Source organism: Rhodanobacter sp. B2A1Ga4, from assembly GCF_018101315.1.
In the GTDB taxonomy this organism is placed as follows: Bacteria; Pseudomonadota; Gammaproteobacteria; order Xanthomonadales; family Rhodanobacteraceae; genus Rhodanobacter; species Rhodanobacter thiooxydans_A.
The window spans coordinates 640,464-663,327 of the sequence record NZ_JADBJR010000001.1; the positions used below are offsets into that span (position 1 = coordinate 640,464).

The following is a 22,864-nucleotide window of genomic DNA, read 5'->3' on the forward strand; positions in this document are numbered from 1 at the left end:
TTCGATGGACTCGAACGTCAACCGGATCGCTCGTTTAGGCCCGCAAAACGGGCCCCGCTATCAGACGTTAAATTTCTCCCGCCCTTACTGGTGGGCGAACGCCGTATCGTTCATCTCAGCTCGCTAAGCCCCCAGGCTACGGGAACGATCGCGCGTCTCATCATCTCTCATCTACATGAGACTGAGCCCTTTGGCGGCAACTCTGACGAAGAGAGCCAACGACTCTTTTTGCTCGCGGCTGGCGAGATCCTTAAGCGCGCCTACGCCGAAGGAGTGCGTAATATCCTTTCGCGCTACGTTTCCGCTCTATTCGACTCGACAAGGAATCGGCCTCATTTAACAGAGCCCTGGCTCCTGATCCGGACAAGAGACAAACGACTGGCTGAAATACGAGTCATCTGGGCGAAAGCCACACGCCCCGTCTAGCAGGCGACGTCCCCCGCTGTGTAGGTTTTAGTGCTCAACATTCCTCAATGCAGAGGATTTTCTTCCCAGCATTTTCCACTGTGAAACTTTCTATGTCTGGCTTTCCTTGCTGCCGAAGTTTATATGCCTGCCCTGCTTGGCTGCCAAACCTTTGTTGTTCTGGCCAAGAAAGATCTTCGCAGAAAGATCACGCTTAGCATCTATTAAAACAATGACTTCCGTTATTGATCTTTTATTGCCCAGAACAGCAACTAAGAAACCGCCTCCCAGCAGCCAACTAGCTGCCGCATAGTCGCTGACCGACCAACGATGTGCCTCATTCTTGCCGTCCGCGCTGACAAACCGCCGCGAATTCGCCGGCCCGTATTTCAAAAGCCAGTATGGGTCCACCAACAAGCTGCCGCATATTTGGGCCAACAAACCGCCACCAAGTAGCTCCACGGAAAATGTGCAACAAGCTGTTGCACAATTGGTCAACAGGCTATTGACCAAATCCTGAGGGTGATCTCCCTGACCGATTTCCACTTCCAAGACACGCCCGGCAGTCATATTGTGTCCCCAAGCAAAGTCGCTCAATTACTGGGGCTCTCGCTCGATGACTTGGCATCTGCCGCAGGCGTCCACCGGAGCTTCCTCACCGCGCACCCGCAATCGCCGCGCGTGCAGGCTCTTCTGCGTGACACTGTCGACGTCTTGAATGCCGCCAAGGAGGCCTTCGGCGAGGCCGAGTTTCCCATCGCGTGGCTCCTCAACGAGCCGCTGTCGGTGTTCCGCCAGAAGACCGCGTGGGAATTGATCGAAGCGGGCCGGACAGACGACGTCCTCGCGTACCTCAACTCCTACTCGGCGGGCTTCCTCGGTTGATCCCCTTACTTCGTTTGGGCCTTGGCGGCCTTCGAAGACTTGGCCGATCGAGGAGCTCGCTTCGTCTTCAGGCTGGCGGTGGCCTTGGCTAGGGAAGTTTCGAGTGCCGAGACTTGCCCCAAGAGACGCGCGACTTCCTTCTCGGCCTTCTGCGACTGTTGCTGCGACGCTTCGCATCGTGCCTCAAGCCCTTGAAGCGCCTCGCGATAGCTTCGCTCGGCTGCTTCGAGGCGCTGCTGCCACTGCTTGGCCTCTTGCCGGGCGCGGTCGACTTCCTGATGCGCGCGATCCTCGACGGTTCGAATGTGCGCCGCGGTGCGCTCCCGTTCTTGATCCGCGGCGATGAGGCGAGCGGCCTTATCGGCCTGAAGGGCCTCGATCTCGCCCGTTTGCCGATCAGCCATCGCCTGCAAGCGATCCCGCTGTTGGACCAGATCTTCCCGGAGGGCGTGGCTGAGGTATGGCCGGGATTCTGGAAATTTTCGCAGAAACACATCTAAGTAACTGTAGCGTCTAAGGTTCTGTTCCATTGAATTAGCTCAACTCAGCTAAAATTAGCAACATCGAAGAATTGCTGCGAATCGCGGCTGCACATCGAAAACGCCGAACATGCTGTCACCCGATCAGCATGGCGATGTGGGTTACGGAACCGGCGGCTTACGCTGAACAACTCCCGGAGCGTGCATGCACCTGAACGAAATCTCACGGGGCGTCTAACTAGGTAAGGCTCAGCTAAGAGCAAACAAGCAATCTGAGCCTGCCAAACACTTCGCGAGGAGCTGTTTCGGTACCAACAACCTCAATTCTGGAGAACCAATTATGCGCAAGTCCCTGCTCGTCAGCTCGTCCCTTGCACTGTGTGCCATGGCGTTTTCAACCATCGCCGCCGCTACTCCTGCAGATCTGGCGGCACAGGCCCACGTCAAGATGGCCGAGGCGCGTAGCATCGCCCTGAAAGCTTCTCCCGGAAAGATTGTCAAGGAAGAACTTGAAAAAGAGTCGGGCGGAAGCGGCCTGCGCTATTCCTTCGACATCACCGCAGCCGGTGTTACTCACGAGATCGGGGTAGACGCCAAAGACGGCAAGATTTTGGAAAACTCCATCGACAACGGCAACGATTAATCCTCAGCCGGCCGGCATCCGGCCAGCGACATTAATTTGAAGCGAGCCCCAACACGGAGTGATCCGAGGCCGCTCCGGCCGCGCAGTCGAAGTGGCTTTTTGCTGATCGAACTTGCTGCAGCTCACGAAGGGACCGTGCCCGGAAATGGGTAAAATCGACGCGTAGGCCTCAAACGAGGCCTACGCGTCGCGCTGCTTGCCCTGTTTTTTCCGAGGCATTGCTGGCGACATCCGTTCTGCCAGTAGCGCACTGATACGCGATTCGGCCGTGGTCGCCCGAGTTTCCAGCGATCGCATCGCCGTTCCCAGTCCATCCAATTGCCCGCGAGCCGCGGCCAGTTCGACCGCCATCCGATCGCGATCCGCGACAGTAGCGGCCAATGCCTCTAAGCGGGTATCACGTTCGGCCAGTTCACGACGGTGATGTCCTGCTTCCAAGCGCAGCTCCGCCAAACTGGCCTGCTGTTGCTCCAGCCGCTCTCGCGTTTTGCCGGCCTGCTGTTCTGCGCGGCGCTGACCTTCGCGAGCTGCATCGATCTCCTGCAGCATTCGGGCTTGGGCGACTTCCAGCCGTCCGCTCGCTATATCGCGTTCGGCCTGAAAAGCCGCATCCCGACTCGCTATCAAGGCTTGGAACTCCTCAGCCTGCTCGGTTTGAGCTCGCCGGATACGTTCGATTTGTTCAGCGGTTTCAGCCTGCAAAGCCATGAGTCTTTGTTGTAGTTCCTGCCCATCCTGGAGAGCTTGGTTCTTCGCGCCAATCTCAGTCTCTGCTCGCGCTTGCTGCGCGGCGACTTGATGCCGGAGTGTTTCACATTGTTCACTCAGTGCTGCCACCGTCGCCAGTGCTATGTTGCGCTCTTGCGCGGCTGCATTCCGTTGCTGGTCGGCCTCCGCCAAGGCAGTTTCCAAGGCGCCACTCTGTTCGGCAAACACCGCTTGGCCCTGCTCGACAGCGGCTACCCACAGAGCCTCCATGGCATCGGCCACGGCGGCCGGGAGATCAGCACCGAGGGCGTCAACCTTCGTGCGATCGCCTTTCCACAGTTTTAGCTCGTCATTGATCGTCGTACGGCTGCCTTGCTGGATGGCGGCGTAGATTTGATCGACGGTGATTTCGTGGGGCCGCTTCCCGTCGGCAACGAGCTGCGCAGCGGCTTCGCGGGTACGTTGGCGGGTGTCACTGATGCGGCTCATGGCATTTCCAGTCGCTCGGAGGGTCAATTTTTGAAGTGACGATAGATGTATATCACAGTATTACATTATATATATAACGATTAATCCTAGAAATTTACGATAACTCCTATAATCGAAAGTCTTTTGACGATACCCTGCATATTCCGTGGCGTGGGACATTGGAAAGCATGACTGAGCTGATAGTGAGTCTTTTGGCGTTGCCCCAAGCCTTGCCGCCCGCCCTGTCCGGTTGCGTCGGCACCAATCGCGCACCGGCCAGCGTGGCGCGGCAGATTGCGGCCAACGACGACGTGGCCGCGATCGGCTTGTGGTTGGCGGAATATCACGACTCGCCACATACCTTCCGCAGTTACCACAAAGAAGCCGAGCGGCTGTTGCTCTGGGCCACGCAAGTACGGGGCAAGCCGGTGTCGAGCCTCACCCGCGAGGACGTGATCGCCTACGAAGCCTTCCTCGCGCATCCGCCTGCTACCTGGTGCGACGACGGCCTGGCGCGTCGCGGTGAGCATCGGCGACTCTTCGTCGGTCCGTTGGCCGAGCGCAGCCGCCGCCAAGCGTTGGGCATTCTGGCGGGACTGTTTAATTATCTCGTACGCGCCGGCTATCTCGCTGGCAGTCCGTTTGTGCTGCAGCGACGACGGGCGCGCCGCGGAACCCGGCGCACCATCGAGCGCTATCTGGACCGCGCTCTCTGGGAGGACGTACTGCGGATCGTCGATGGCTGGCCGCAAGACACTTCGAGGGAGCGGCAACGCTACGAACGCGTTCGGTGGATCCTTCGTTTCCTCTATGAAACCGCACTGCGGGCCGCCGAAGCGGCGGCCACCGGCGAAAGTGATTTCCAACAACTCCGTGGGCGGTGGTGGCTACACACCGTGGGCAAAGGCGGCGTTGAGGGCACGATTCCGCTGAGCGATGGTCTCATGGTGGATTTCGCACGCTATCGACGCTTTTATGGATTGCCACCAATACCTGCGATGGAGGGCAAGATACCGGCCATTCTCGGTATCGCCGGAAGGCCGTCTCCGTTGACGTCTACCGCGGTCTACCAGATCGTCAAGGACGCCTTCCGACGCGTGGCCGATACGTTGCAAAAGGAGGATTGTGCCAAAGCCACGCGTCTGCGGCGGGCATCAACACACTGGCTGCGGCATACAGCCGCCACGCACCAAGCCGAGGACGGCACACCGATTCACCACATCCAACAGAACCTGCGCCACAGCTCTATTGGCACGACGTCGATCTACATTCATGCGGAAGAAGATGCACGGCATGCCAGCACCACGAAAACACGCAGCGAGACATCCGCTCCCCCAGGAGACGTGCCATGACTGACCCCGACGATCGCTTTGGCATGCCCGACAGTGCGTTCAAGTCCGCCCGGGAAAGCCATGGCTTGAATAGCCCGGTTTTCCGTGCAGGTATGTATGTCCCGTCCCGGCATGAAGTAGCCACTCTTTCTGCCGCCAAACTTCTACCCATCGTGGTCGACTGGATGTGGGAAAGTCCGTCGGAGTTGATCCCTAATAACGATCAGATTTCGCAGCTGCGCGCCATACTTCTGAGCCGCCCTGATGCCGCCGCACCCGAGGTACGCGAACTCATCGTGGCCTGTGAGGATTATTTGAAGGTGTAAGCAGATGGCCCGAAGCAGAGTGAACTATCGCCAGGAATTTCAACTTCCGTTAACACGAATGGGCACACGATCTCACCGTTGCGTCTGGCAACTCATCGTTGGGACAGCGATATGACTATTTCACGCAAATCATTACTTTCGACGTTTGGCTCTCTGGTGCTCGCTTTGGCCCTAAGTGGTGTCGCCGTGGCTCAGGACAGCACGCCCGCAAGCGGCATGGACAAAATGGGGGCCATGCACTCGGACATGAAGGGTATGCACGGCAACATGATGGGTATGCACAAGATGCCAGCGACCGTGACGGCGGCGGATGCAAAGACCGGTGTGGTCGATGTGACGACCGAAGGTATGGCTTTGAAGGTGCATTTCCCACCGTCCGCCATGGCCAGCCTGAAAGCCGGAGACAAGATCACGTTGCATATGGGCTTCAGCAAGCCGTGAATCATCTGAACCCACCTCCAGAGTTGAGGGTGCCAGGTCGCACGGGTATGCTCGCCATATGACCTTCTCGCTGCGTCAGCTCGCCCGTTCACGTCGCCTCCGGGCGATGGGCATGCTGGCGTGGCTGATGCTGGTCATCAACTCATTGGCCGCTGCACCGATGGGCATGACGGGAATGCCTCATTCCCATCCCATGCACACAACGGTTGCGGCGGTCAGTGAACACTGTCATCACCACGTAGCCGCCAACAAGGCAGCCCGACCCTGTTGCGACGATCAGGCAGGTTGCTGCGGCGGCATGACCGGTCACACCTGTAATTGTGCAGCGATGTGCAGCACCACCATGCCACCCGAGCCGGCTGTGGCTTTGGTCTCGGCCGCGATCACCGCCCGTTACGCCATGCCGCTGCCCCGTAGCGCGCCCTCGTTGAATACCGCCCCTCCGTTGCGACCACCGGCGGTCTGACTCTCCCTCGTTTCTGATGAGCTTTGCTGGCGATCGTCGTGTGTCGATGATTGCCAGCAATCGGCTGTGATCGGTATCGGCATGATCGGTACCGCCTGCCCTGGAGAGAGTCCATGAACCTGTTTTCCCCGCCCCCTGCAGATTTGTCGCGGCGACGTTTCGTCCAGGGTGTCGCCATCGGCGGCGCTGTGGCCGGTTTGGGCCTGCTGCGTCCCTCGAACGTCTGGGCATTGACCAACCCCGGTCACCCCACGGTGCTGAGCGGCACCGACTTCGCGCTGGATATCGCCGAAACACCGGTCAACTACACCGGTGCCACGCGTCTGGCCACCACGGTCAATGGCGGCATCCCTGGCCCGATCCTGCGCTGGAAGGAAGGCACCACGGTGAACCTGCGCGTGACCAACCGACTGCGCGTGCCGACTTCGATCCACTGGCACGGCATCATCCTGCCGTTTCAGGAAGATGGCGTGCCCGGCATCAGTTTCGATGGCATTGCGCCCGGCGAAACCTTCCTCTATCAGTTCAAGGTGCGTCAGTCCGGCACCTACTGGTATCACTCGCATTCGGGTTTCCAGGAACAGACGGGTCTGTACGGCCCGCTGGTGATTGAACCCGCCGGCCCCGATCGCCATCCCACCGATCGCGATTATGTGGTGATGCTCAACGACTGGACCGACGAAAATCCCGAACGGATTTTCGCCAAGCTTAAGAAACAGAGCGACTACTACAACTTCGCCCAGCCCACCGTGCCGGATTTCTTCCGCGATGTGCGCGAGAAAGGCCTGAGTCAAGCCCTGGCCATGCGCAAGATGTGGAACGAGATGCGCATGAATCCGACCGATTTTGGCGACGTTTCCGGCTACACCTACACCTATCTGATGAACGGTGCGGCACCGGCCGGCAACTGGACCGGTATCTTCAAACCCGGCGAGAAGCTTCGGCTGCGTTTCATCAACGGCTCGGCGCAGACGATCTTCGACGTGCGCATTCCGGGCCTGAAAATGACGGTGATCTCGGCCGACGGCCAGGACATCGAGCCGGTGTCGGTCGACGAATTCCGCATCTCGGTGGCCGAAACCTATGACGTTATCGTCGAGCCGCAGGAGGAACGCGCCTATACGCTGTTCGCCCAGTCAATCGACCGCTCGGGCTACGCCCGCGGCACCCTGGCACCACGCGCTGGCATGGAAGCGGAGGTGCCCAAGCCCGATCCCATTCAGTGGCTCGCCATGGATGACATGATGGGCGCGATGGCGATGGGTGGTTCCGGTCACGGCAGCATGCAAGGCATGTCGGGCATGAGTGGCATGCAGGGCATGGCCGGCATGGATCATGGTGCGATGCCAGGCATGACCGACCCTGCGCCTCCCGTGGTGCGGCACGCCCGCACGGAATACGGCCCCGGTGTCGACATGCACGTGGATATGCCGCGGACCAACCTCGACGATCCGGGCATCGGCCTGCGCGATAACGGTCGCCGGGTGCTGACCTACGCCGACCTGCACACGATCGGCGGCCCGATCGATGCACGCGAGCCCACTCGCGAGATCGAGTTGCACCTGACCGGCAACATGGAGCGCTTCATCTGGTCGTTCGACGGCGTGAAGTTCTCCGATGCCAAGCCGGTGCATTTCAACAGCGGCGAGCGGCTGCGCATCGTGCTGGTCAACGACACCATGATGAACCACCCGATACACCTCCATGGCATGTGGAGCGAGATGGAAAATCCGCAAGGCCAGTTCCAGGTACGCAAACACACCATCAACGTGCAGCCGGCGCAGCGCATCACCTATGCCGTGTCGGCGGACAATCCCGGCCGCTGGGCCTACCACTGCCACCTGCTGTACCACATGGAAGCTGGCATGTTCCGCGAGGTGGTGGTGTCATGAAAGTGAATCGTCGAAACACCTCAACCGCTCCGCACCGCTCGGTATGGCTGGCTGCAGTGCTGCTGGCGTTGCCGCTGGCTGCTACGGCGCAGAGCGCGCCCGCGTCCAGCAGCACCTCGTCGATGGACATGAGTTCGATGCCGGGCATGGATCACGGCAGCATGGCCGGTATGACGATGCCGGCTCCCGCCAGTAGCGCCGCGAAACCGGCCACGAAAGCGCCCGCCAAGAAAGCCAAGAAGAAACCCGTCTCTGCTGCCCCGACACCGGCTTCCCACGCTATGGACGGCATGAAGGGCATGGATCACAGCACCATGCCAAACATGGACCACAGCACGATGTCGGACATGCCGATGCCGGCCAAGCCCGCCGCATCGGCAGCCCCCGTCGGCGACATGCCCGGGATGGATCATTCATCGATGCCCGGCATGAGTCCGGGAGCGATGCAAGGGATGGATCACAGCGCGACGCCCCCAAAGGGACAAGGCGACATGACTGGCATGGCCGCGATGCCTGGCATGACGATGGGCCCCATGCAGGGCGGCAGTCCGCCGCCTAACGCACGGAGCCCCGATTACTCCGATGGCGTCGGCTACGGTTCCATGAAGGGCATGGACATGGCTGACAACGCGTCGTTGGGCATGCTGTTGATCGATCAGCTCGAAGCGTTCCACGGTCGCGATGCCAATGGCCAGAGCTGGGAAGCCGAAGGCTGGTATGGCAACGACGAGAATAAGTTGTGGGTACGTACCGAAGGCGAGCGTAGCCGCGGCAAGCTGGAAGACGGCGACCTTGAAGCGTTCTGGAACCACAACATCGCTACCTACTGGAGCACCCAGCTGGGTGCCAGGCAGGATCTGGGTGAAGGCCCCAAACGCACGTGGGCGGCCTTCGGCGTACAGGGCCTGGCACCGTACTGGTTCGAGGTGGAGGCGACGGGCTACGTCGGGGCTTCCGGTCGCACGGCGGCACGCTTGCGTGCCGACTACGAAATGCTCTTCACCCAGCGCCTGATCCTGCAGCCGGAAGCGGAAATCAACCTCTACGGCAAGAACGATCCGCAGCGCCGGATCGGTAGCGGCGTGTCCGACGTCCAGTTCGGCTTGCGGCTGCGCTATGAGATTCGCCGGCAGTTCGCGCCCTACATCGGGGTGAACTGGGTGCGCCGCATCGGCACCACGGCCGACTACGCACGCCAGGATCATCAACCCATTCTCGACCGGCAGATCGTGGCCGGCGTCCGACTCTGGTTCTAAGGGGAAATACCATGAAACAGCACATCAAGCATCACAGCATTACCGTTGCCGTTGTCCTGGGCGTTCTTGCCCTCGGCGCCGGTGCGTTTGTGTATTCCGGCCTCTACAACATCGGTGCTGACGACCACCACACCAAGCCGGTGTTCGCGGTAATGCAGACCCTGCGAGAGCAATCCATCCATGCCCGCTCGAAAGACATCGTGGTACCCGACCTCAATGACGAGCAGTTGATCTTGAAAGGGGCCGGCCTGTACGCGGCGATGTGCACCCAGTGTCATCTCAAGCCTGGGATGAAGGACTCGGAGCTTCGCCAAGGCCTGTACCCGCTACCGCCAAACCTGTCGCAGGTAAGGGTCGATCCGAAGGATGCGTTCTGGATCATCAAGCACGGCATCAAGATGAGCGGGATGCCGGCTTGGGGCATGGTGCCCGGTCACGACGACCCCACTATCTGGAGCATGGTCGCGTTCATCGAAAAACTGCCGGGCATGACGCCCGCGCAATACAAAGCCATGGTTGCCAAGGCCCCGCCGGATGAGGACATGCATATGGGAGAGGACGGTGGCCATGGCCACGGTGAGGCCGCCGATGAGGACGCCCACGGTGCTGCCGACATGGAAGGCATGGACATGTCCGGTGAGGCCGGTCACAGCCATGGCGCGGCTGCGGGAGATGACCACGGTCATGCGGCGGCCGCCGCGCCCGCGGCTGAAGCCCCGCTTTCGCTGGAGGGCATGAAGCCGAAGGCGGCACCCGAGGCCGAGGCCGTGGCACAGGCGTTCCAGGCGGCCTTGCAGCACGGCGATCGGGCGGCCGTACTCGCTTTGCTGGCTCCCAATGTCACCATCAGCGAAGGCGGCCATGTCCAGACGCGTGACGCCTACGCGGCTGGTCACTTGGGCGAGGACATCGCGTTCCTGAATAGTGCCAAGATCACCCCGGTCTCGCTGGGTTCAATGCCGATGGGCGACACCGCCATGGTCGGTAGCGAGAGCGACATCCAGGCCACGGTCAAGGGCAAATCGACCACGCTGCGCAGCCGCGAGATGCTCAACCTCAGAAAAGATGGCGACAGCTGGAAGATCGTGTCCATCCAGTGGCAAACCACCCCGGTAGCAGGAGAATGACGATGAAGCGATGGTTTTCCCGCATGGGCATCAGTTTGCTGTTTGCCGTGCTGTTCGCGCCGGCGGCGATGGCCGCGAACGCGTTGGACGTGTACAGCGACCCGTCCTGCGGCTGCTGCGACGCGTGGGTCGATTACATGCGCGCGCAGGGCTACACCGTCACCGTGCACCAGGACCAGCCGATGGCGAGCGTAAAGGCACGGCTTGGTGTGCCGGCCGATGTCGTCTCCTGTCACACCGCGCTGATCGATGGTTATGTGATCGAGGGTCACGTGCCGGTGGAAGATGTTCAGCGCCTGCTCGCCGAGCGCCCTGACGCCCGGGGCCTGGCGGCACCGGGTATGCCGATGGGCTCGCCTGGCATGGAGATGGGTGCGCCGGAACGCTATGACGTGGTGTTGATCGGCCGGGATGGATCGTCCCGCGTCTTTGCCACCCACGGTCCGAAAGCGTGATCGCCGTGGCCGGTGGACGAACCGCCCGTTCGTGTGCCGGCCACGATCGCGCCATACCGATTCCTGACCTCTCTGTACGGTTCGGAGAGTGACGATGCTCCTGCAGCCGATCGATATTTTTGTCTACGCGTGGCTTGCCATTGCGGTGCTCTCGGCGATCTATGTGGCGTGGGATCAGTTCCGCGGCAATCCCGAACCCACGGTCATGAAGTGGGGCTTCGTACTGATCACGCTGTACATGGGGCCGATCGGCTTGTTGCTCTACGTGATGGCGGACAAGGAGCCGACACCGGGTACGCATGAAGCGTTTGTACAGCCGCTGTGGAAACAGGGCGCAGGCTCGGCCGTGCACTGTGTCGCTGGTGATGCGACCGGCATCATTCTCGCCGCGGTGGTGGTTTCGCTGATTGGCCTACCGATGTGGGCCGATCTGATCGTCGAATACGCCGCCGGCTTCCTGTTTGGCCTGCTGATTTTCCAGTCGCTGTTCATGCGCAAGATGATGGGCGGGTCGTATCTGGAAAATGTACGCAAGTCGTTCATGCCCGAATTCATCTCGATGAACGCGATGATGGCCGGTATGGCGCCGGTCATGGTGCTGTTGATGATGGGGCGCGACATGCGCGCGATGTGGCCGGGTGAGCCGCTGTTCTGGTTCGTGATGTCGCTGGGCGTTACGGCCGGCTATGCGGTGACCTATCCAGTCAACGTGTGGCTGGTGTCGCGCGGCATGAAGCACGGACTGATGACGGTGCGCGACGATGCCCCTCCCCAGCACGATGAACGGCCGCAGGCATCGACGAGCGCGTCGCACGATCATGGCGCGATGGCGTCGATGCCCGCCGATCACGTAATGTCGGCGGTCACGGGAAAGGATGACGGCAAGCATGGAATGCACGACGCGTCCTCCGGCCACGGCATGCACGGCGGCGGCAAGACGCCGACCCGCGCGCAGCTCATCGCGGTCACTGCCTTCACCAGCCTGATGCTGATCGCCGGCATGACGCTACCCTCCGCCTTCGTCAACATGCGGTTGTCCGCGCACGAGGTCGGCAAGCTGATCATGCCGCCGGGCATGATCACCACCCAGGAAACCCCGGCCGCGACCATGCGCGACATGGCAGGTATCGATCCGCGTACCAGCGTGTACACCGCACCGGTCGCTGCCCAAGGCGATCAACTGCTGCAGCCGCAGATCGTCGAGGGGGTGAAGGTGTTTCACTTCAACCTCGAAGTGATCCAGTGGAGCATCCTCGCCGATCGACCGGTGAACGCTTATGCGGTCAATCGCCAGGTGCCCGGCCCACGCATCGAGCTGGAGCAAGGCGATCACGTGCGCTTCGTGGTCACCAACCATCTGCCGGAATCAACCACGCTACATTGGCATGGATTGATCGTGCCCAACGCGATGGACGGCCCGGCCATGGTCACGCAGAAGCCTATCGCGCCCGGCGCCACGTTCACTTACGACTATGTGGTGCCACAGGTCGGCACCTACTTCTATCACTCACACGATCATCCGGATCGCCAGCAAAGCCTGGGCCTCTACGGCGCACTCATCGTGCGTCCCACGCACAACTTGGAGAACCTCAAGCGCCTCGCGGCGCTGCACCTGCCGCCGGAAGAGGTAACGGCGGCGGCCGATCCGGCGAAAGAAGTGAAAGCCGACCACGAGTACACCCTCCTGCTGCAGGAATGGCTGGCTCGTGACGGCATCACCTATCCGGCGATGAACATGGAAGGCGGTCTACCCAACTACTTCACCATCAACGGCAAGGCCTACCCGTCGACCGATACGGTAAAAATGCGCGTGGGCGAAACGATCAAGATCCGCTTCATCGGCAGCAACACCAATTTCGTGCATCCCATGCATATCCACGGCGGGCCGTTCACCGTGGTCGCACGCGATGGCGTTGACCTACCCAAGGATGCGCAGTTCCAGGCGGACACCGTGAATGTCGGCCCCGGACAGCGTTACGACGTGATCTGGACCGCGCGCAAACCGGGACGCTGGCTGGTGCACTGCCATATCCCGCACCATACGACCAACAACAACCAGGAGCAGCAAGGCGGCGGCGGCTTGATGATGGTGCTCGATGTGCTCGACGCCAACGGACATTCGTTGCCAATGCCGCCACAGTAAGAGCGACTTTTGGCCGTGACGCCCGAAGGCACGAGATCCTCGTTCCGGGCCTGCCGGCCGCATCCCTCGGGAATGGCGCCGCCTGTGACCGCGTTCCGCCCCATGTCGTCGAGCCGCCCACGATTGACACCACATCCACCTCGCCGCTTACACGTGCTTGCACATCAATCGACGTCAATCCATTGCCATCGTCATGGGAGGCTACATGAACACTCGCCATCACCACACGGGCGCCAACAAACACGGACACGGCGCCCATCCCGGCTCGGCGACAACCGCGCTTGATCCGGTCTGCGGCATGCGAGTCGATCCGAATCAAACGGCTTACCACGCCGAGTATCAAGGAGTAACGCGCCACTTTTGTTCGGCGCGCTGCCGGGAGCGCTTCGTGGCTGATCCGGCCAAATATCTGTCCGGGCAGCCCGATGACGCCTCCGCGGAGGCACCGGCGGGAACGATGTACATCTGCCCCATGCATCCGCAGGTACGCCAGGAAGATCCCGGCATTTGCCCCATTTGCGGCATGGCGCTGGAGCCGGAAATGCCGGGGCTGGACGACGAGGACCAACCCGAACTGCGTGATTTCAGCCGTCGCTTCTGGTGGACCTTGCCGGCGACGCTGGTGGTGCTCGTGCTGGCGATGTTCGGCCATTACTTACCCCGGTTGCCGGTGAACACCCGAACCTGGATCGAACTGGTACTGACCATGCCAGTCGTGTTGTGGGCAGGCTGGCCGTTCTTCGTTCGCTGCGTGCAGTCGGTCCGCAACCTGAGCCCCAACATGTGGACCCTGATCGGCATCGGCGTTGGCGCGGCGTTCGGCTACAGCATCGTTGCCACCCTCGCACCGGACGTGTTCCCGGAGTCGTTTCACGAACATGGCCGCGTGGGTGTCTATTTCGAAGCCGCCGCGGTGATCGTTTCGCTGACTCTGCTTGGGCAGTTGCTCGAACTGCGTGCCCGCTCCAAGACCTCGACTGCCCTGAAAGCCCTGCTGGGGCTGGCGCCAAAGACTGCGCGCCGCCTGCGCGACGACGGCGGCGAGGAGGATGTCGAACTCGGCAACGTTCACGTCGGCGATCGCCTGCGGGTACGCCCGGGCGAAAAGGTGCCGGTGGACGGCGAAGTGATCGAGGGACGCTCCCTTGTCGACGAGTCGATGCTGACCGGCGAACCCGTCCCGGTCGAGAAGTCCATCGGCTCCAGCGTGATCGGCGCGACCCTCAACGGCACTGGCAGCCTGGTGATCCGGGCGGAGAAGGTCGGTTCGGCGACGGTGCTGTCGCAAATCGTGCAACTGGTCGCCCAGGCGCAACGCTCACGCGCACCGATGCAGCGCATGGCTGACAAGGTGGCTTTCTGGTTCGTGCTGGCGGTCCTGGCGATTGCCGTCGCCACCTTTGTCGTGTGGGGGCTGTTTGGACCGGAACCGTCGTGGACGTTCGCGGTGCTCAACGCGATCTCGGTCTTGATCATCGCCTGTCCCTGCGCGCTGGGACTGGCCACACCGATGTCGATCATGGTGGCGACCGGCCGTGCCGCCGGGGAAGGCGTGTTGTTCCGCGATGCCGAGGCGATCGAGAACCTGCGCAAGATCGATACCCTGATCGTGGACAAGACCGGAACCCTGACCGAGGGACGTCCGGCATTCCATACCGCACTCGCGGCCAAAGGGTTCACTGAGCATGAGGTGCTGCGCCTTGCGGCCAGCCTCGACCAGGGCAGCGAGCACCCGCTGGCCGACGCGATCGTCGCGGAAGCCCGCCATCGTGGCCTGGCACTGGAGACGCCGGAGAGCTTCGAGTCGTCCACCGGCATCGGGGTGCGCGGCAAGGTGGGAGGCGCCACGCTGGCGATCGGCAACACCGCGCTGATGGACGAGGTCGGAGTCGATGCCACCGTTCTTTCCGTTCCGGCCGAGAAGCTGCGCAGAGCCGGTGCCAGCGTGATGTATTTGGCGGTCGATGGTGTCCTGGCTGGCCTGCTCGCGGTCGCCGACCCGATCAAGGCGACCACCGCTGATGCCATTGCATCGCTGCACGATGCAGGCCTGAAAATCGTGATGGCCACCGGCGACGGCGCCACCACGGCCCATGCGGTTGCACGCACCTTGGGCATCGACGAAGTCCATGGCGAGGTTCGCCCAAAGGACAAGATCGACCTCGTGCAGCAGCTGCAAGCCAAGGGCCATCGGGTCGCGATGGCGGGCGACGGGATCAACGACGCACCCGCGCTTGCCGGCGCCGATGTCGGCATCGCGATGGGCACCGGTACCGATGTGGCGATGTCGAGCGCGCAGGTGACACTGGTGAAAGGCGATTTGCGTGGCATCGTGCGGGCACGGTCGATTTCCAACGACACCGTCGCCAACATGAAGCAAAACCTGGGCTTCGCATTTCTCTACAACGCATTGGGTGTACCGGTCGCGGCCGGCGTGCTCTACCCCCTGACTGGCCTGCTGCTCAGCCCCATGATCGCCGCTTTGGCGATGAGTTTGAGCTCCGTGTCGGTGGTTGCCAACGCATTGCGGCTGGGCCGAAAGCGGCATGGCTGAAATGACCAACGCCGGCGAGCGGAGCGAACCCGGCGCAATGCCTTCGCCGGTCGACGGACAATCCGTAGTTGATTCAAGTCAAGGAAACCTTGATATTATCCGAGATAAAGTGGTGTCCATGGCCCGTCCTTTCCGCATGCATCGCACCACACGTCGCCGCCTGTTCTGGCTGGTGACGCTGCTGATGCTTTGGCAGCAGACGGCACTGGCTGCTTATATCTGTCCGACTGTGCCCGAAGCGGCGACGGCGACCGCGTTGGTAAACTCGATGCCGGGCATGGACGACGGCTGTGTGCAGCATCAGGATACCCCCGCCAGCCCGTTGTGCCAGAAACATTGCGTGCCCGAGCACGCCACGCAGGTTGAGGCGCACACGGCGTCGGTGCCGCTGAGCCCATTGCCGGCCATGCCGCCGATGCTGATATCGGTCGCGGCCGTTACGCTGCCATCGAATCGCGCGCTCCAACGGATCGGGCATTTGCGCGCGCCACCACCTCCGCCCATATTGTTGTTCTGCTCACTCCTGATCTGATCTGACACGTCGAGGCATTGACGTACGTGGCGTCGCGTCTGCGTGGCGCGCCGCAAACCGCAGATCGACGGAGTATTCATCCATGTTGTCCATTCATTTCGCTCGGCACCTGATGGTGGCGGGCTTGGCCACGCTCCTGTGTGGGGCCGTGGCTGCGGCGGCGCAGGCCGCCGAACCGCCGCTGACGCTGGAAGCGGCCGTGCAGCACGGCCTGGCGCGGGCGCCGCAACTCGATGCGCGTACCGCCGACACGGTGGCAGCCCGCGAGGAAGCCGCGCGGGCCGGGCAGTTGCCGGATCCCACCCTGACGTTCGGGCTTTCCAATTTTCCCGTCACCAGCCCGGGCGCTTTCAGCTTGCGTTCGGAGGGGATGACGGCGCGCACCGTCGGCGTGATGCAGGCTATCCCATCACGCACGGCGCGTCGCGCGGAGCGCGCCTTGGCCAGCGCCCGGATCGATGCGGCCCAGGCCGATCGCGTGGCCACCGTGCAGAGTGTGCGCGAGCGCATCGCCGATGCCTGGATCGACGTATGGGTGACCGAGCAGCAGCGATCATTGCTGGCTGCCTTGCATGATGAGGCGGGGTTGGCTGTGCGGATAGCGCAGGCACGCTTGCGCGGCGGCGAAGGCAACGCGACGGATGTGCTGGCCGTCCGAGCCGAGGCTGCCACGCTGGATAACCGTCTGGAAGCGATTGGCGCGGATCTCGTCGCCGCCCAAGCCGGCCTGCAGCGCTGGCTTGGTCCGGGCGTTTTCGATCTGGCCGAGGCCCCGGATTTTGGTCGACTGCCGGTCACCGCAGATCACTTGGAGCAGCGCATCGACCAACAGGCGCCGATGCAGGCGTGGCAGGCACGCGAGCAAGTTGCGCAGGCGGCGCTCGAGCAGGCGCGTGCGGCCAAGCACCCGGACTGGAGCGTGACTGCCAGCTATGGTCGGCGCGCCCCGGGCCTGTCGGACATGGTGATGCTGGAGGTGGGCGTCAGCCTGCCGCTGTTCACGCGCAACCGGCAGGACCGCGGCATCAGCGCCCGGCAGGCGCAATGGGATGCGGTGCAGGCCGATCACGAGGACGCGCGGCGCGCCCAGCGCGAGGCAGTCACACGCGCCGTAGCGACGTGGCAGGGATGGAATCAGCAAGTCCAGCGCTATCAGGACACCCTGCTGCTGCTGGCGCGTGACCGCGCGCAAACCGCGCTGGCCGGCTATCGCGGCGGCGGCTCGTTGCAGCCGTGGCTGGATGCCCGTCGCGCCGAGATTGAGTTGCGTCTGAATTATGCCGATGCGCTTGCCGCCCGCGCCCGGTTATGGGCCTCGCTGGCTTATCTGTTGCCTACCTCGGAGACGACGCCATGAAGCGTGCACCGATAATCCTAGCCAGTGTTTTGCTGGCAGCCCTTTTGCTTTTGGTGGGGTACTTCGGCGGTCGTCGGCATCCGCCAGCGTCGTCCGCTCAGACAGGGTCCGCTATGCCTGCTGCCCACGGCGGCGACAAAAAAATCCTGTACTGGTACGACACGATGGTGCCGCAGCAGCATTTCGACAAGCCGGGCCTGTCGCCGATGGGCATGCAGATGGTGCCCAAGTATGCCGACGAAGGCGTGGCCAAGGATGTCGTCAGGATCGACCCGGCGACGGTGCAGAATTTGGGTGTGCGCACCGCTTCGGTCGAGCGTCGTGTGCTGGCATCGGCGATCCGGGTGCCGGGCACCATCACCTGGGATCTGCGCCAAGCCACCACCATCAGCGCACGCACCGATGCGGTGGTGAGCAAGCTGGACGTGCGCGCACCCTACACCGCGGTCAAAGCCGGCGAACCGCTGGCGGAGTTGTTGGCGCCGCAATGGAGCAGCGCACTGGCCGAATATGCTGCGCTTCAACAGGCGCACTCGGCCGACGCAAAAGGCCTTCGCGCGGCTTCGCGGGAACGCCTGCAGGTGTTGGGCCTGACCCCCGAGGATATCCGGGCGGCTCGTCATGGTTCGGGGGCCGCGATCACGCTGCACGCCCCGCAGGCGGGCGTCGTCACGACACTGGATGTGCGTGAAGGTCAGCGCGTCAGTGCGGGCCAGACCCTGATGACCGTGAACGGCCTGTCCACCGTGTGGATCGAGGCCGCCCTGCCGCAGGCGGCGGCAGGTGCAGTGCACAGCGGCACGCCCGTCACCGTCACGGTCGATGCACTCCCAGGTCGATCGTTCCACGGCATCGTCGAAACCTTGTTGCCGGACGTCGATGCCATGACGCGCACCCAGCGCGCCCGCGTCGTACTCGCCAATCCCGGCGAGGCCTTGAGTCCGGGCATGTTCGCCACCGTGCAACTCGACCCGACTCCCGACGCGGCGGTGCCGGTGGTGCCGGACGACGCGCTGATCGCGACGGGGACCCACACACGCGTCATTCTCGCCGAGGGGGATGGCCACTTCCGTGCCGTGTCGGTGCGTACGGGACGCGCAGCCGGCGGCTATACGGAAATTCTCGATGGCCTCAGCGGTGGCGAGAAGGTAGTGGTCTCCGGCCAGTTCCTGATCGATTCGGAGGCAAGCCTGTCCGGTGCGCTGGAACGCCTGAATGACGCCTCGGCGCCTCCGGCACCGGCGGCGAGTGCGCCAATGCCGGGCATGCCGATGGGAGGCAAACCATGATCGCCGCCCTGATCCGTGCTGCCATCGCGCATCGCGTGTTCGTATTGCTGGCCGCGCTGGCCCTGGCAGCGGTCGGCGTGTTTTCCGCGTTGCACACCTCGATCGACGCATTGCCCGATCTGTCCGACACCCAGGTGATTATTCGCACCAGCTATCCGGGGCAGTCGCCGCAGGTAGTCGAGGATCAAGTCACCTATCCGCTGGCCACCACCATGCTGTCGGTGCCGGGCGCGACGACCGTACGTGCGTTTTCGTTTTTCGGTGACTCCTACGTCGACGTGCTGTTCGATGACAGCACCGACCTGTACTGGGCGCGCTCACGGGTACTGGAGTACCTGAGCCAGGCACGCGATCGCCTGCCGGCGGGCGTTACGCCCGCCCTCGGCCCCGATGCCACGGGACTGGGCTGGATCTACGAATACGCCCTGATCGACCGCACCGGCCAGCACGACCTCGGCCAGCTACGCGCGCTGCAGGATTGGTTTCTGCGCTATCAGCTCAAGACCGTGCCGAATGTCGCCGAGGTGGCCACCCTGGGTGGCATGGAGCGCGCGTGGCAGATCGTGCCCGATCCGCAAGCGCTGGCGGCGCGCGGGATCACGGTGGCGCAGCTGGTCGATGCGGTGCGCAGCGCGAACGGTGCCAACGGCGGCTCGGTGATCGAACAGGGCGAAGCGGAACTGATGGTGCGCAGCGAAGGCTACCTGAAGAGCCGCACGGACTTCGAAAACGTCCCCATCACGACCAACGCCGGCGGCGTACCGGTGCTATTGCACGATGTGGCGACGGTGCGGCGGGGTCCGACGTTCCGCCGCGGCCTCGCCGAGCTGGATGGCCAGGGCGAAGTGGTCGGCGGCATCATCGTGATGCGCACGGGCAAGAACGCCAAGGCCACCATCGCCGCCGTGAAATCGCGATTGGCGGAACTGCAGCGCAGTCTGCCGGCCGGCGTCGAGATCGTGCCTACCTATGACCGCTCGCGGCTGATCGACGCCGCGGTGGAGAACCTGTGGGGCAAGTTGCTGGAAGAGTTCCTGATCGTGGCGCTGGTCTGTGTGCTGTTTCTCGGCCATCTGCGCTCGGCGCTGGTTGCGGTGATCACCTTGCCGCTGGGCGTGCTGACCGCGTTTATCGTGATGAATCTGCAAGGGGTATCGGCGAATCTGATGTCGCTGGGCGGCATCGCGATCGCGATCGGCGCGATGGTCGACGCGGCGATCGTGATGATCGAGAACACGCACAAGCATCTGGAACATTGGCGTAGTGCGAACGACGGACGTGAACCGCAAGGCGCGCAGCGATGGTCGTTGATCGCCGATGCCGCCGCCGAGGTGGGGCCCGCACTGTTTGTGAGCCTGTTGATCATCGCGCTGTCGTTCGTGCCGGTGTTTGCGCTGCAGGGCCAGGAAGGCAAACTGTTCAAGCCGCTGGCTTTCACCAAGACCTACGCGATGGCGGCGGCGGCCGGGCTGGCGGTGACGCTGGTGCCGGTGCTGATGGGCTATCTGATCCGCGGGCGCATCCGTGCCGAGCGCGACAATCCGCTCAACCGCGGATTGATCCGCGGCTATCGGCCCCTCCTCGAAGCCGTGCTGCGCCATCCGAAAGCGACCCTGGTGCTGGCCGGTGTGTTGCTGCTCACCGCGATCATTCCGATGACCAGGCTCGGCAGCGAGTTCATGCCCGCGATGGACGAAGGCACGTTGTTGTACATGCCCACCGCATTGCCGGGACTGTCCGCCGGCAAGGCCTCGCAGTTGCTGCAATTGACCGATCGCATGATCAAGACCGTGCCCGAGGTCGATCATGTGTTCGGCAAGGCGGGGCGCGCCGACACGGCCACCGATCCGGCGCCGCTGGAGATGTTCGAGACCACGATCACCTTCAAGCCGAAGGACCAGTGGCGGCCGGGCATGACCATGGACAAGATCAAGGCGGAGCTGGACAAGGCCGTGCACGTGCCGGGACTGACGAACTTGTTCGTGCCGCCGATCCGCAATCGCATCGACATGCTCTCCACCGGCATCAAGAGCCCGATCGGCATCAAGGTGCTGGGCACCGATCTGGCCGCGCTGCAGACCGTGGCCGATCGGATCGAGACGGTGGCGAAGACCGTACCCGGTGTCAGTTCGGCGATTGCCGAGCGTCCAACCAGTGGCCGCTACGTCGATGTGGCCATCCGCCGTGATGCCGCCGCACGTTACGGGCTGACCCAGGAGCGCGTGCAGCAACTGATTGCGACCGTGGTCGGCGGCGACCCGATCGGTCAGACCGTCGAAGGGCGCGAACGCTATCCCATCGTGGTGCGCTATCCGCGCGCTGAGCGTGACTCGGTCGAGGCCTTGCGACGGCTACCGATCGTCGCCGCCAACGGCGCCCAACTCGCGCTGAGTCAGGTGGCCGATATTGCCGTGGTTGCAGGACCGTCCATGCTGAAAAGCGAGGGCGGCCAGTTGGCCACGTATGTCTACGTCGATACGGCCGGCAGCGATTTGGGCACGGTGGTGGCCAACCTGCAACGCGCAGTGGCGCAGCAGGTCACCTTGCCGCCGGGTACGACCGTGGCGTGGTCCGGTCAGTTCGAATACCTAGCCAGTGCCATGGAAAGACTCAAGGTGGTAGTGCCGATTGCGCTGGTGATCATCTTCCTTCTGATTTACGCCGTGTTCCGACGCATGAGCGAAGCGGCACTGATCATGGCCAGCGTGCCGCTGGCCCTGGTCGGTGGGCTGTGGCTGATCTGGCTGCTCGGTCATGCGGTATCGGTCGCCACGATCATCGGCTTCATCGCGCTGGCCGGTGTCGCCGCCGAGTTCGGGGTGGTGATGCTGCTGTATCTGCGCCAAGCCTGGGACCGGCAGCTCGTGCGCGATCCGCAGGCCGGTCTCAACGCACTGGATGAAGCCATTCGCGAAGGTGCCGTGCAGCGCGTGCGCCCGAAGGCGATGACCGTGGCGGTCATTCTCGCCGGTCTGTTTCCGATCCTGCTCGGCCATGGTGCTGGCTCGGAAGTGATGCAACGTATCGCCGCCCCGATGATCGGCGGCATGGTCACTGCGCCCTTGCTATCCATGCTTGTCATACCCGCGGCGTACCGCCTGCTGGTTCGTCATCGGCTGCGTAAAGCCAGCAAGGCAAACGCCACACTTCATCCCAACCCACAAGGAAACTGACCCATGAAAAAGCCATGCATCACCCTCGCAATTACCGCTGCGCTGTTCACCGCTCCGGCGTTTGCCAACCCTCAGCAGATGGATCCCAACATGCCGGGCATGGCCGGGATGCACGAAGCCACACCTGCCGATGTGCAGGGCGTGGGCGTGGTCAAGGCGGTCGACACCGCCAAGGGCACCATCACGCTGCAGCATGAGGCGATTGCCGCGATCGGCTGGCCGGCCATGACGATGACCTTCAAGCTGGCGTCACCGGATCTGCTCAAGGGCGTCAAGGTCGGCGACAAAGTGCGTTTCAGCTTGCATCCGGCCGGCATCGCGAGCACGGTCACGGCGATCGCGCCGGCGCAACCGTAAGCGGATCGCGTGCATCTGTCGCCATAAGCCAGCGGCCGTCACAGTGACGGCCGCCAAACGGGTTCTTAGGGCTGCGCCTGCTTCGATTCCAGATCCTTGATCAGTCCCTTCATCTCGCCGATCTCGCGCTTTTGCGACGTGATAATTTCATCGGCGAGCTTGCGCACACGCGGATCCGAAATGTGGGCGCGTTCGCTGGTGAGAATGGCGATCGAGTGATGCGGAATCATCGCTTTCATGTAGGAAACATCGCCCACGGTGGCCTGGCTGCGCACGAGATAGAGCGCCGCGGCAAACACCACCACGGCGCCGCCAACGATGGCGAGGTTCATCGTGCGGCTGCCGTACATGTGCAGCATGAAGCCAAGCATGATCACCGCCATGGTCGCGCCCATCACCAGCGCCATCCAGGCGCGGGTCTGGCTCCAGAACACGTGATCCAGCCGGTAAGTGTTGAGGTACATCACGCCGAACATGACCACCGTGGCGGTGGCAATCATGGCGAGGAAGCGCACGTAGGAATTCTTCATCGGGGATCTCCGTAGGAAACGGCAACAAGGTAGGCGATAGCCTGTCG

The 22,864-nt window shown here is 62.7% G+C and carries 21 protein-coding genes; 18 read left to right on the forward strand and 3 right to left on the reverse strand.

What is annotated here, in order from left to right; genetic code table 11:
- Positions 1 to 516 precede the first annotated feature (516 nt).
- Positions 517 to 975, reverse strand: coding sequence for a hypothetical protein (locus IMW82_RS02860; protein ID WP_211003820.1), 459 nt, complete (start codon positions 973 to 975; stop codon positions 517 to 519).
- A 3-nt stretch (positions 976 to 978) separates the two neighbouring features.
- On the opposite strand from IMW82_RS02860, the gene IMW82_RS02865 reads away from it, so the two are divergent.
- From IMW82_RS02865 to IMW82_RS02875, 3 genes are all read left to right on the forward strand, one after another.
- Entirely contained in the window at positions 979 to 1,290 is a 312-nt protein-coding gene (locus tag IMW82_RS02865) for a DNA-binding protein (RefSeq protein ID WP_211003821.1), read from the forward strand.
- 113 nt (positions 1,291 to 1,403) lie between these two features.
- Positions 1,404 to 1,790 (forward strand): hypothetical protein, encoded by a 387-nt coding sequence (locus tag IMW82_RS02870; protein ID WP_211003822.1) that lies wholly within the window; start codon positions 1,404 to 1,406, stop codon positions 1,788 to 1,790.
- A 319-nt stretch (positions 1,791 to 2,109) separates the two neighbouring features.
- On the forward strand, positions 2,110 to 2,412 hold the full coding sequence (locus tag IMW82_RS02875) for a PepSY domain-containing protein (protein ID WP_015447590.1): 303 nt from the start codon (positions 2,110 to 2,112) through the stop codon (positions 2,410 to 2,412).
- Between the two features lie 180 nt (positions 2,413 to 2,592).
- Here the strand turns inward: IMW82_RS02875 and IMW82_RS02880 are convergent, their stop codons facing one another.
- Positions 2,593 to 3,609: a DNA-binding protein gene (locus tag IMW82_RS02880; RefSeq protein ID WP_015447591.1), complete on the reverse strand. Its 1,017-nt coding sequence runs from the start codon at positions 3,607 to 3,609 to the stop codon at positions 2,593 to 2,595.
- Between the two features lie 167 nt (positions 3,610 to 3,776).
- Between IMW82_RS02880 and IMW82_RS02885 the strand changes: the two genes are divergently transcribed.
- The 15 genes from IMW82_RS02885 (at position 3,777) to IMW82_RS02955 (ending at position 22,287) form a co-directional block, all read left to right on the forward strand.
- Positions 3,777 to 4,940: a site-specific integrase gene (locus tag IMW82_RS02885; protein ID WP_015447592.1), complete on the forward strand. Its 1,164-nt coding sequence runs from the start codon at positions 3,777 to 3,779 to the stop codon at positions 4,938 to 4,940.
- On the forward strand, positions 4,937 to 5,245 hold the full coding sequence (locus IMW82_RS02890) for a hypothetical protein (protein WP_015447593.1): 309 nt from the start codon (positions 4,937 to 4,939) through the stop codon (positions 5,243 to 5,245). The genes IMW82_RS02885 and IMW82_RS02890 overlap by 4 nt, the downstream gene beginning before the upstream one ends.
- Positions 5,246 to 5,356: 111 nt before the next feature.
- Positions 5,357 to 5,686, forward strand: coding sequence for a hypothetical protein (locus IMW82_RS02895; protein ID WP_015447594.1), 330 nt, complete (start codon positions 5,357 to 5,359; stop codon positions 5,684 to 5,686).
- Positions 5,687 to 5,744: 58 nt separating this feature from the next.
- On the forward strand, positions 5,745 to 6,152 hold the full coding sequence (locus IMW82_RS02900; protein WP_157769707.1) for a hypothetical protein: 408 nt from the start codon (positions 5,745 to 5,747) through the stop codon (positions 6,150 to 6,152).
- Positions 6,153 to 6,265: 113 nt separating this feature from the next.
- Positions 6,266 to 8,044, forward strand: a complete 1,779-nt coding sequence (locus tag IMW82_RS02905; protein ID WP_015447595.1) for a copper resistance system multicopper oxidase — start codon at positions 6,266 to 6,268, stop codon at positions 8,042 to 8,044.
- Positions 8,041 to 9,300 (forward strand): copper resistance protein B, encoded by a 1,260-nt coding sequence (locus IMW82_RS17790; protein ID WP_015447596.1) that lies wholly within the window; start codon positions 8,041 to 8,043, stop codon positions 9,298 to 9,300. The genes IMW82_RS02905 and IMW82_RS17790 overlap by 4 nt, the downstream gene beginning before the upstream one ends.
- Positions 9,301 to 9,311: 11 nt before the next feature.
- Positions 9,312 to 10,427 carry a c-type cytochrome gene (locus IMW82_RS02915; protein ID WP_015447597.1) on the forward strand — a complete coding sequence of 372 codons (1,116 nt, stop codon included), beginning with the start codon at positions 9,312 to 9,314 and terminating at the stop codon, positions 10,425 to 10,427.
- Positions 10,428 to 10,429: 2 nt separating this feature from the next.
- On the forward strand, positions 10,430 to 10,882 hold the full coding sequence (locus tag IMW82_RS02920; RefSeq protein ID WP_015447598.1) for a DUF411 domain-containing protein: 453 nt from the start codon (positions 10,430 to 10,432) through the stop codon (positions 10,880 to 10,882).
- A 94-nt stretch (positions 10,883 to 10,976) separates the two neighbouring features.
- Entirely contained in the window at positions 10,977 to 13,025 is a 2,049-nt protein-coding gene (locus tag IMW82_RS02925) for a DUF4396 domain-containing protein (protein WP_015447599.1), read from the forward strand.
- Positions 13,026 to 13,230: 205 nt separating this feature from the next.
- The gene (locus IMW82_RS02930; RefSeq protein WP_015447600.1) at positions 13,231 to 15,579 is read left to right on the forward strand and encodes a heavy metal translocating P-type ATPase; all 2,349 of its coding nucleotides are present in this window, start codon (positions 13,231 to 13,233) and stop codon (positions 15,577 to 15,579) included.
- The gene (locus IMW82_RS02935) at positions 15,572 to 16,111 is read left to right on the forward strand and encodes a hypothetical protein (protein ID WP_235645280.1); all 540 of its coding nucleotides are present in this window, start codon (positions 15,572 to 15,574) and stop codon (positions 16,109 to 16,111) included. Before IMW82_RS02930 ends, IMW82_RS02935 begins: the two co-directional genes overlap by 8 nt.
- A gap of 82 nt (positions 16,112 to 16,193) precedes the next feature.
- Positions 16,194 to 17,468, forward strand: coding sequence for a TolC family protein (locus tag IMW82_RS02940; protein WP_015447602.1), 1,275 nt, complete (start codon positions 16,194 to 16,196; stop codon positions 17,466 to 17,468).
- Complete coding sequence (locus tag IMW82_RS02945; RefSeq protein WP_041676703.1) at positions 17,465 to 18,757, forward strand: efflux RND transporter periplasmic adaptor subunit; 1,293 nt, start codon at positions 17,465 to 17,467, stop codon at positions 18,755 to 18,757. Before IMW82_RS02940 ends, IMW82_RS02945 begins: the two co-directional genes overlap by 4 nt.
- A complete protein-coding gene (locus IMW82_RS02950) occupies positions 18,754 to 21,930 on the forward strand; it encodes an efflux RND transporter permease subunit (RefSeq protein WP_015447604.1) in 3,177 nt (1,058 codons plus the stop codon). The genes IMW82_RS02945 and IMW82_RS02950 overlap by 4 nt, the downstream gene beginning before the upstream one ends.
- A gap of 3 nt (positions 21,931 to 21,933) precedes the next feature.
- On the forward strand, positions 21,934 to 22,287 hold the full coding sequence (locus tag IMW82_RS02955; protein ID WP_015447605.1) for a copper-binding protein: 354 nt from the start codon (positions 21,934 to 21,936) through the stop codon (positions 22,285 to 22,287).
- A gap of 65 nt (positions 22,288 to 22,352) precedes the next feature.
- On the opposite strand, the gene IMW82_RS02960 is transcribed toward IMW82_RS02955, so the two are convergent.
- The gene (locus IMW82_RS02960; RefSeq protein ID WP_235645841.1) at positions 22,353 to 22,802 is read right to left on the reverse strand and encodes a DUF305 domain-containing protein; all 450 of its coding nucleotides are present in this window, start codon (positions 22,800 to 22,802) and stop codon (positions 22,353 to 22,355) included.
- Positions 22,803 to 22,864: the final 62 nt, after the last annotated feature.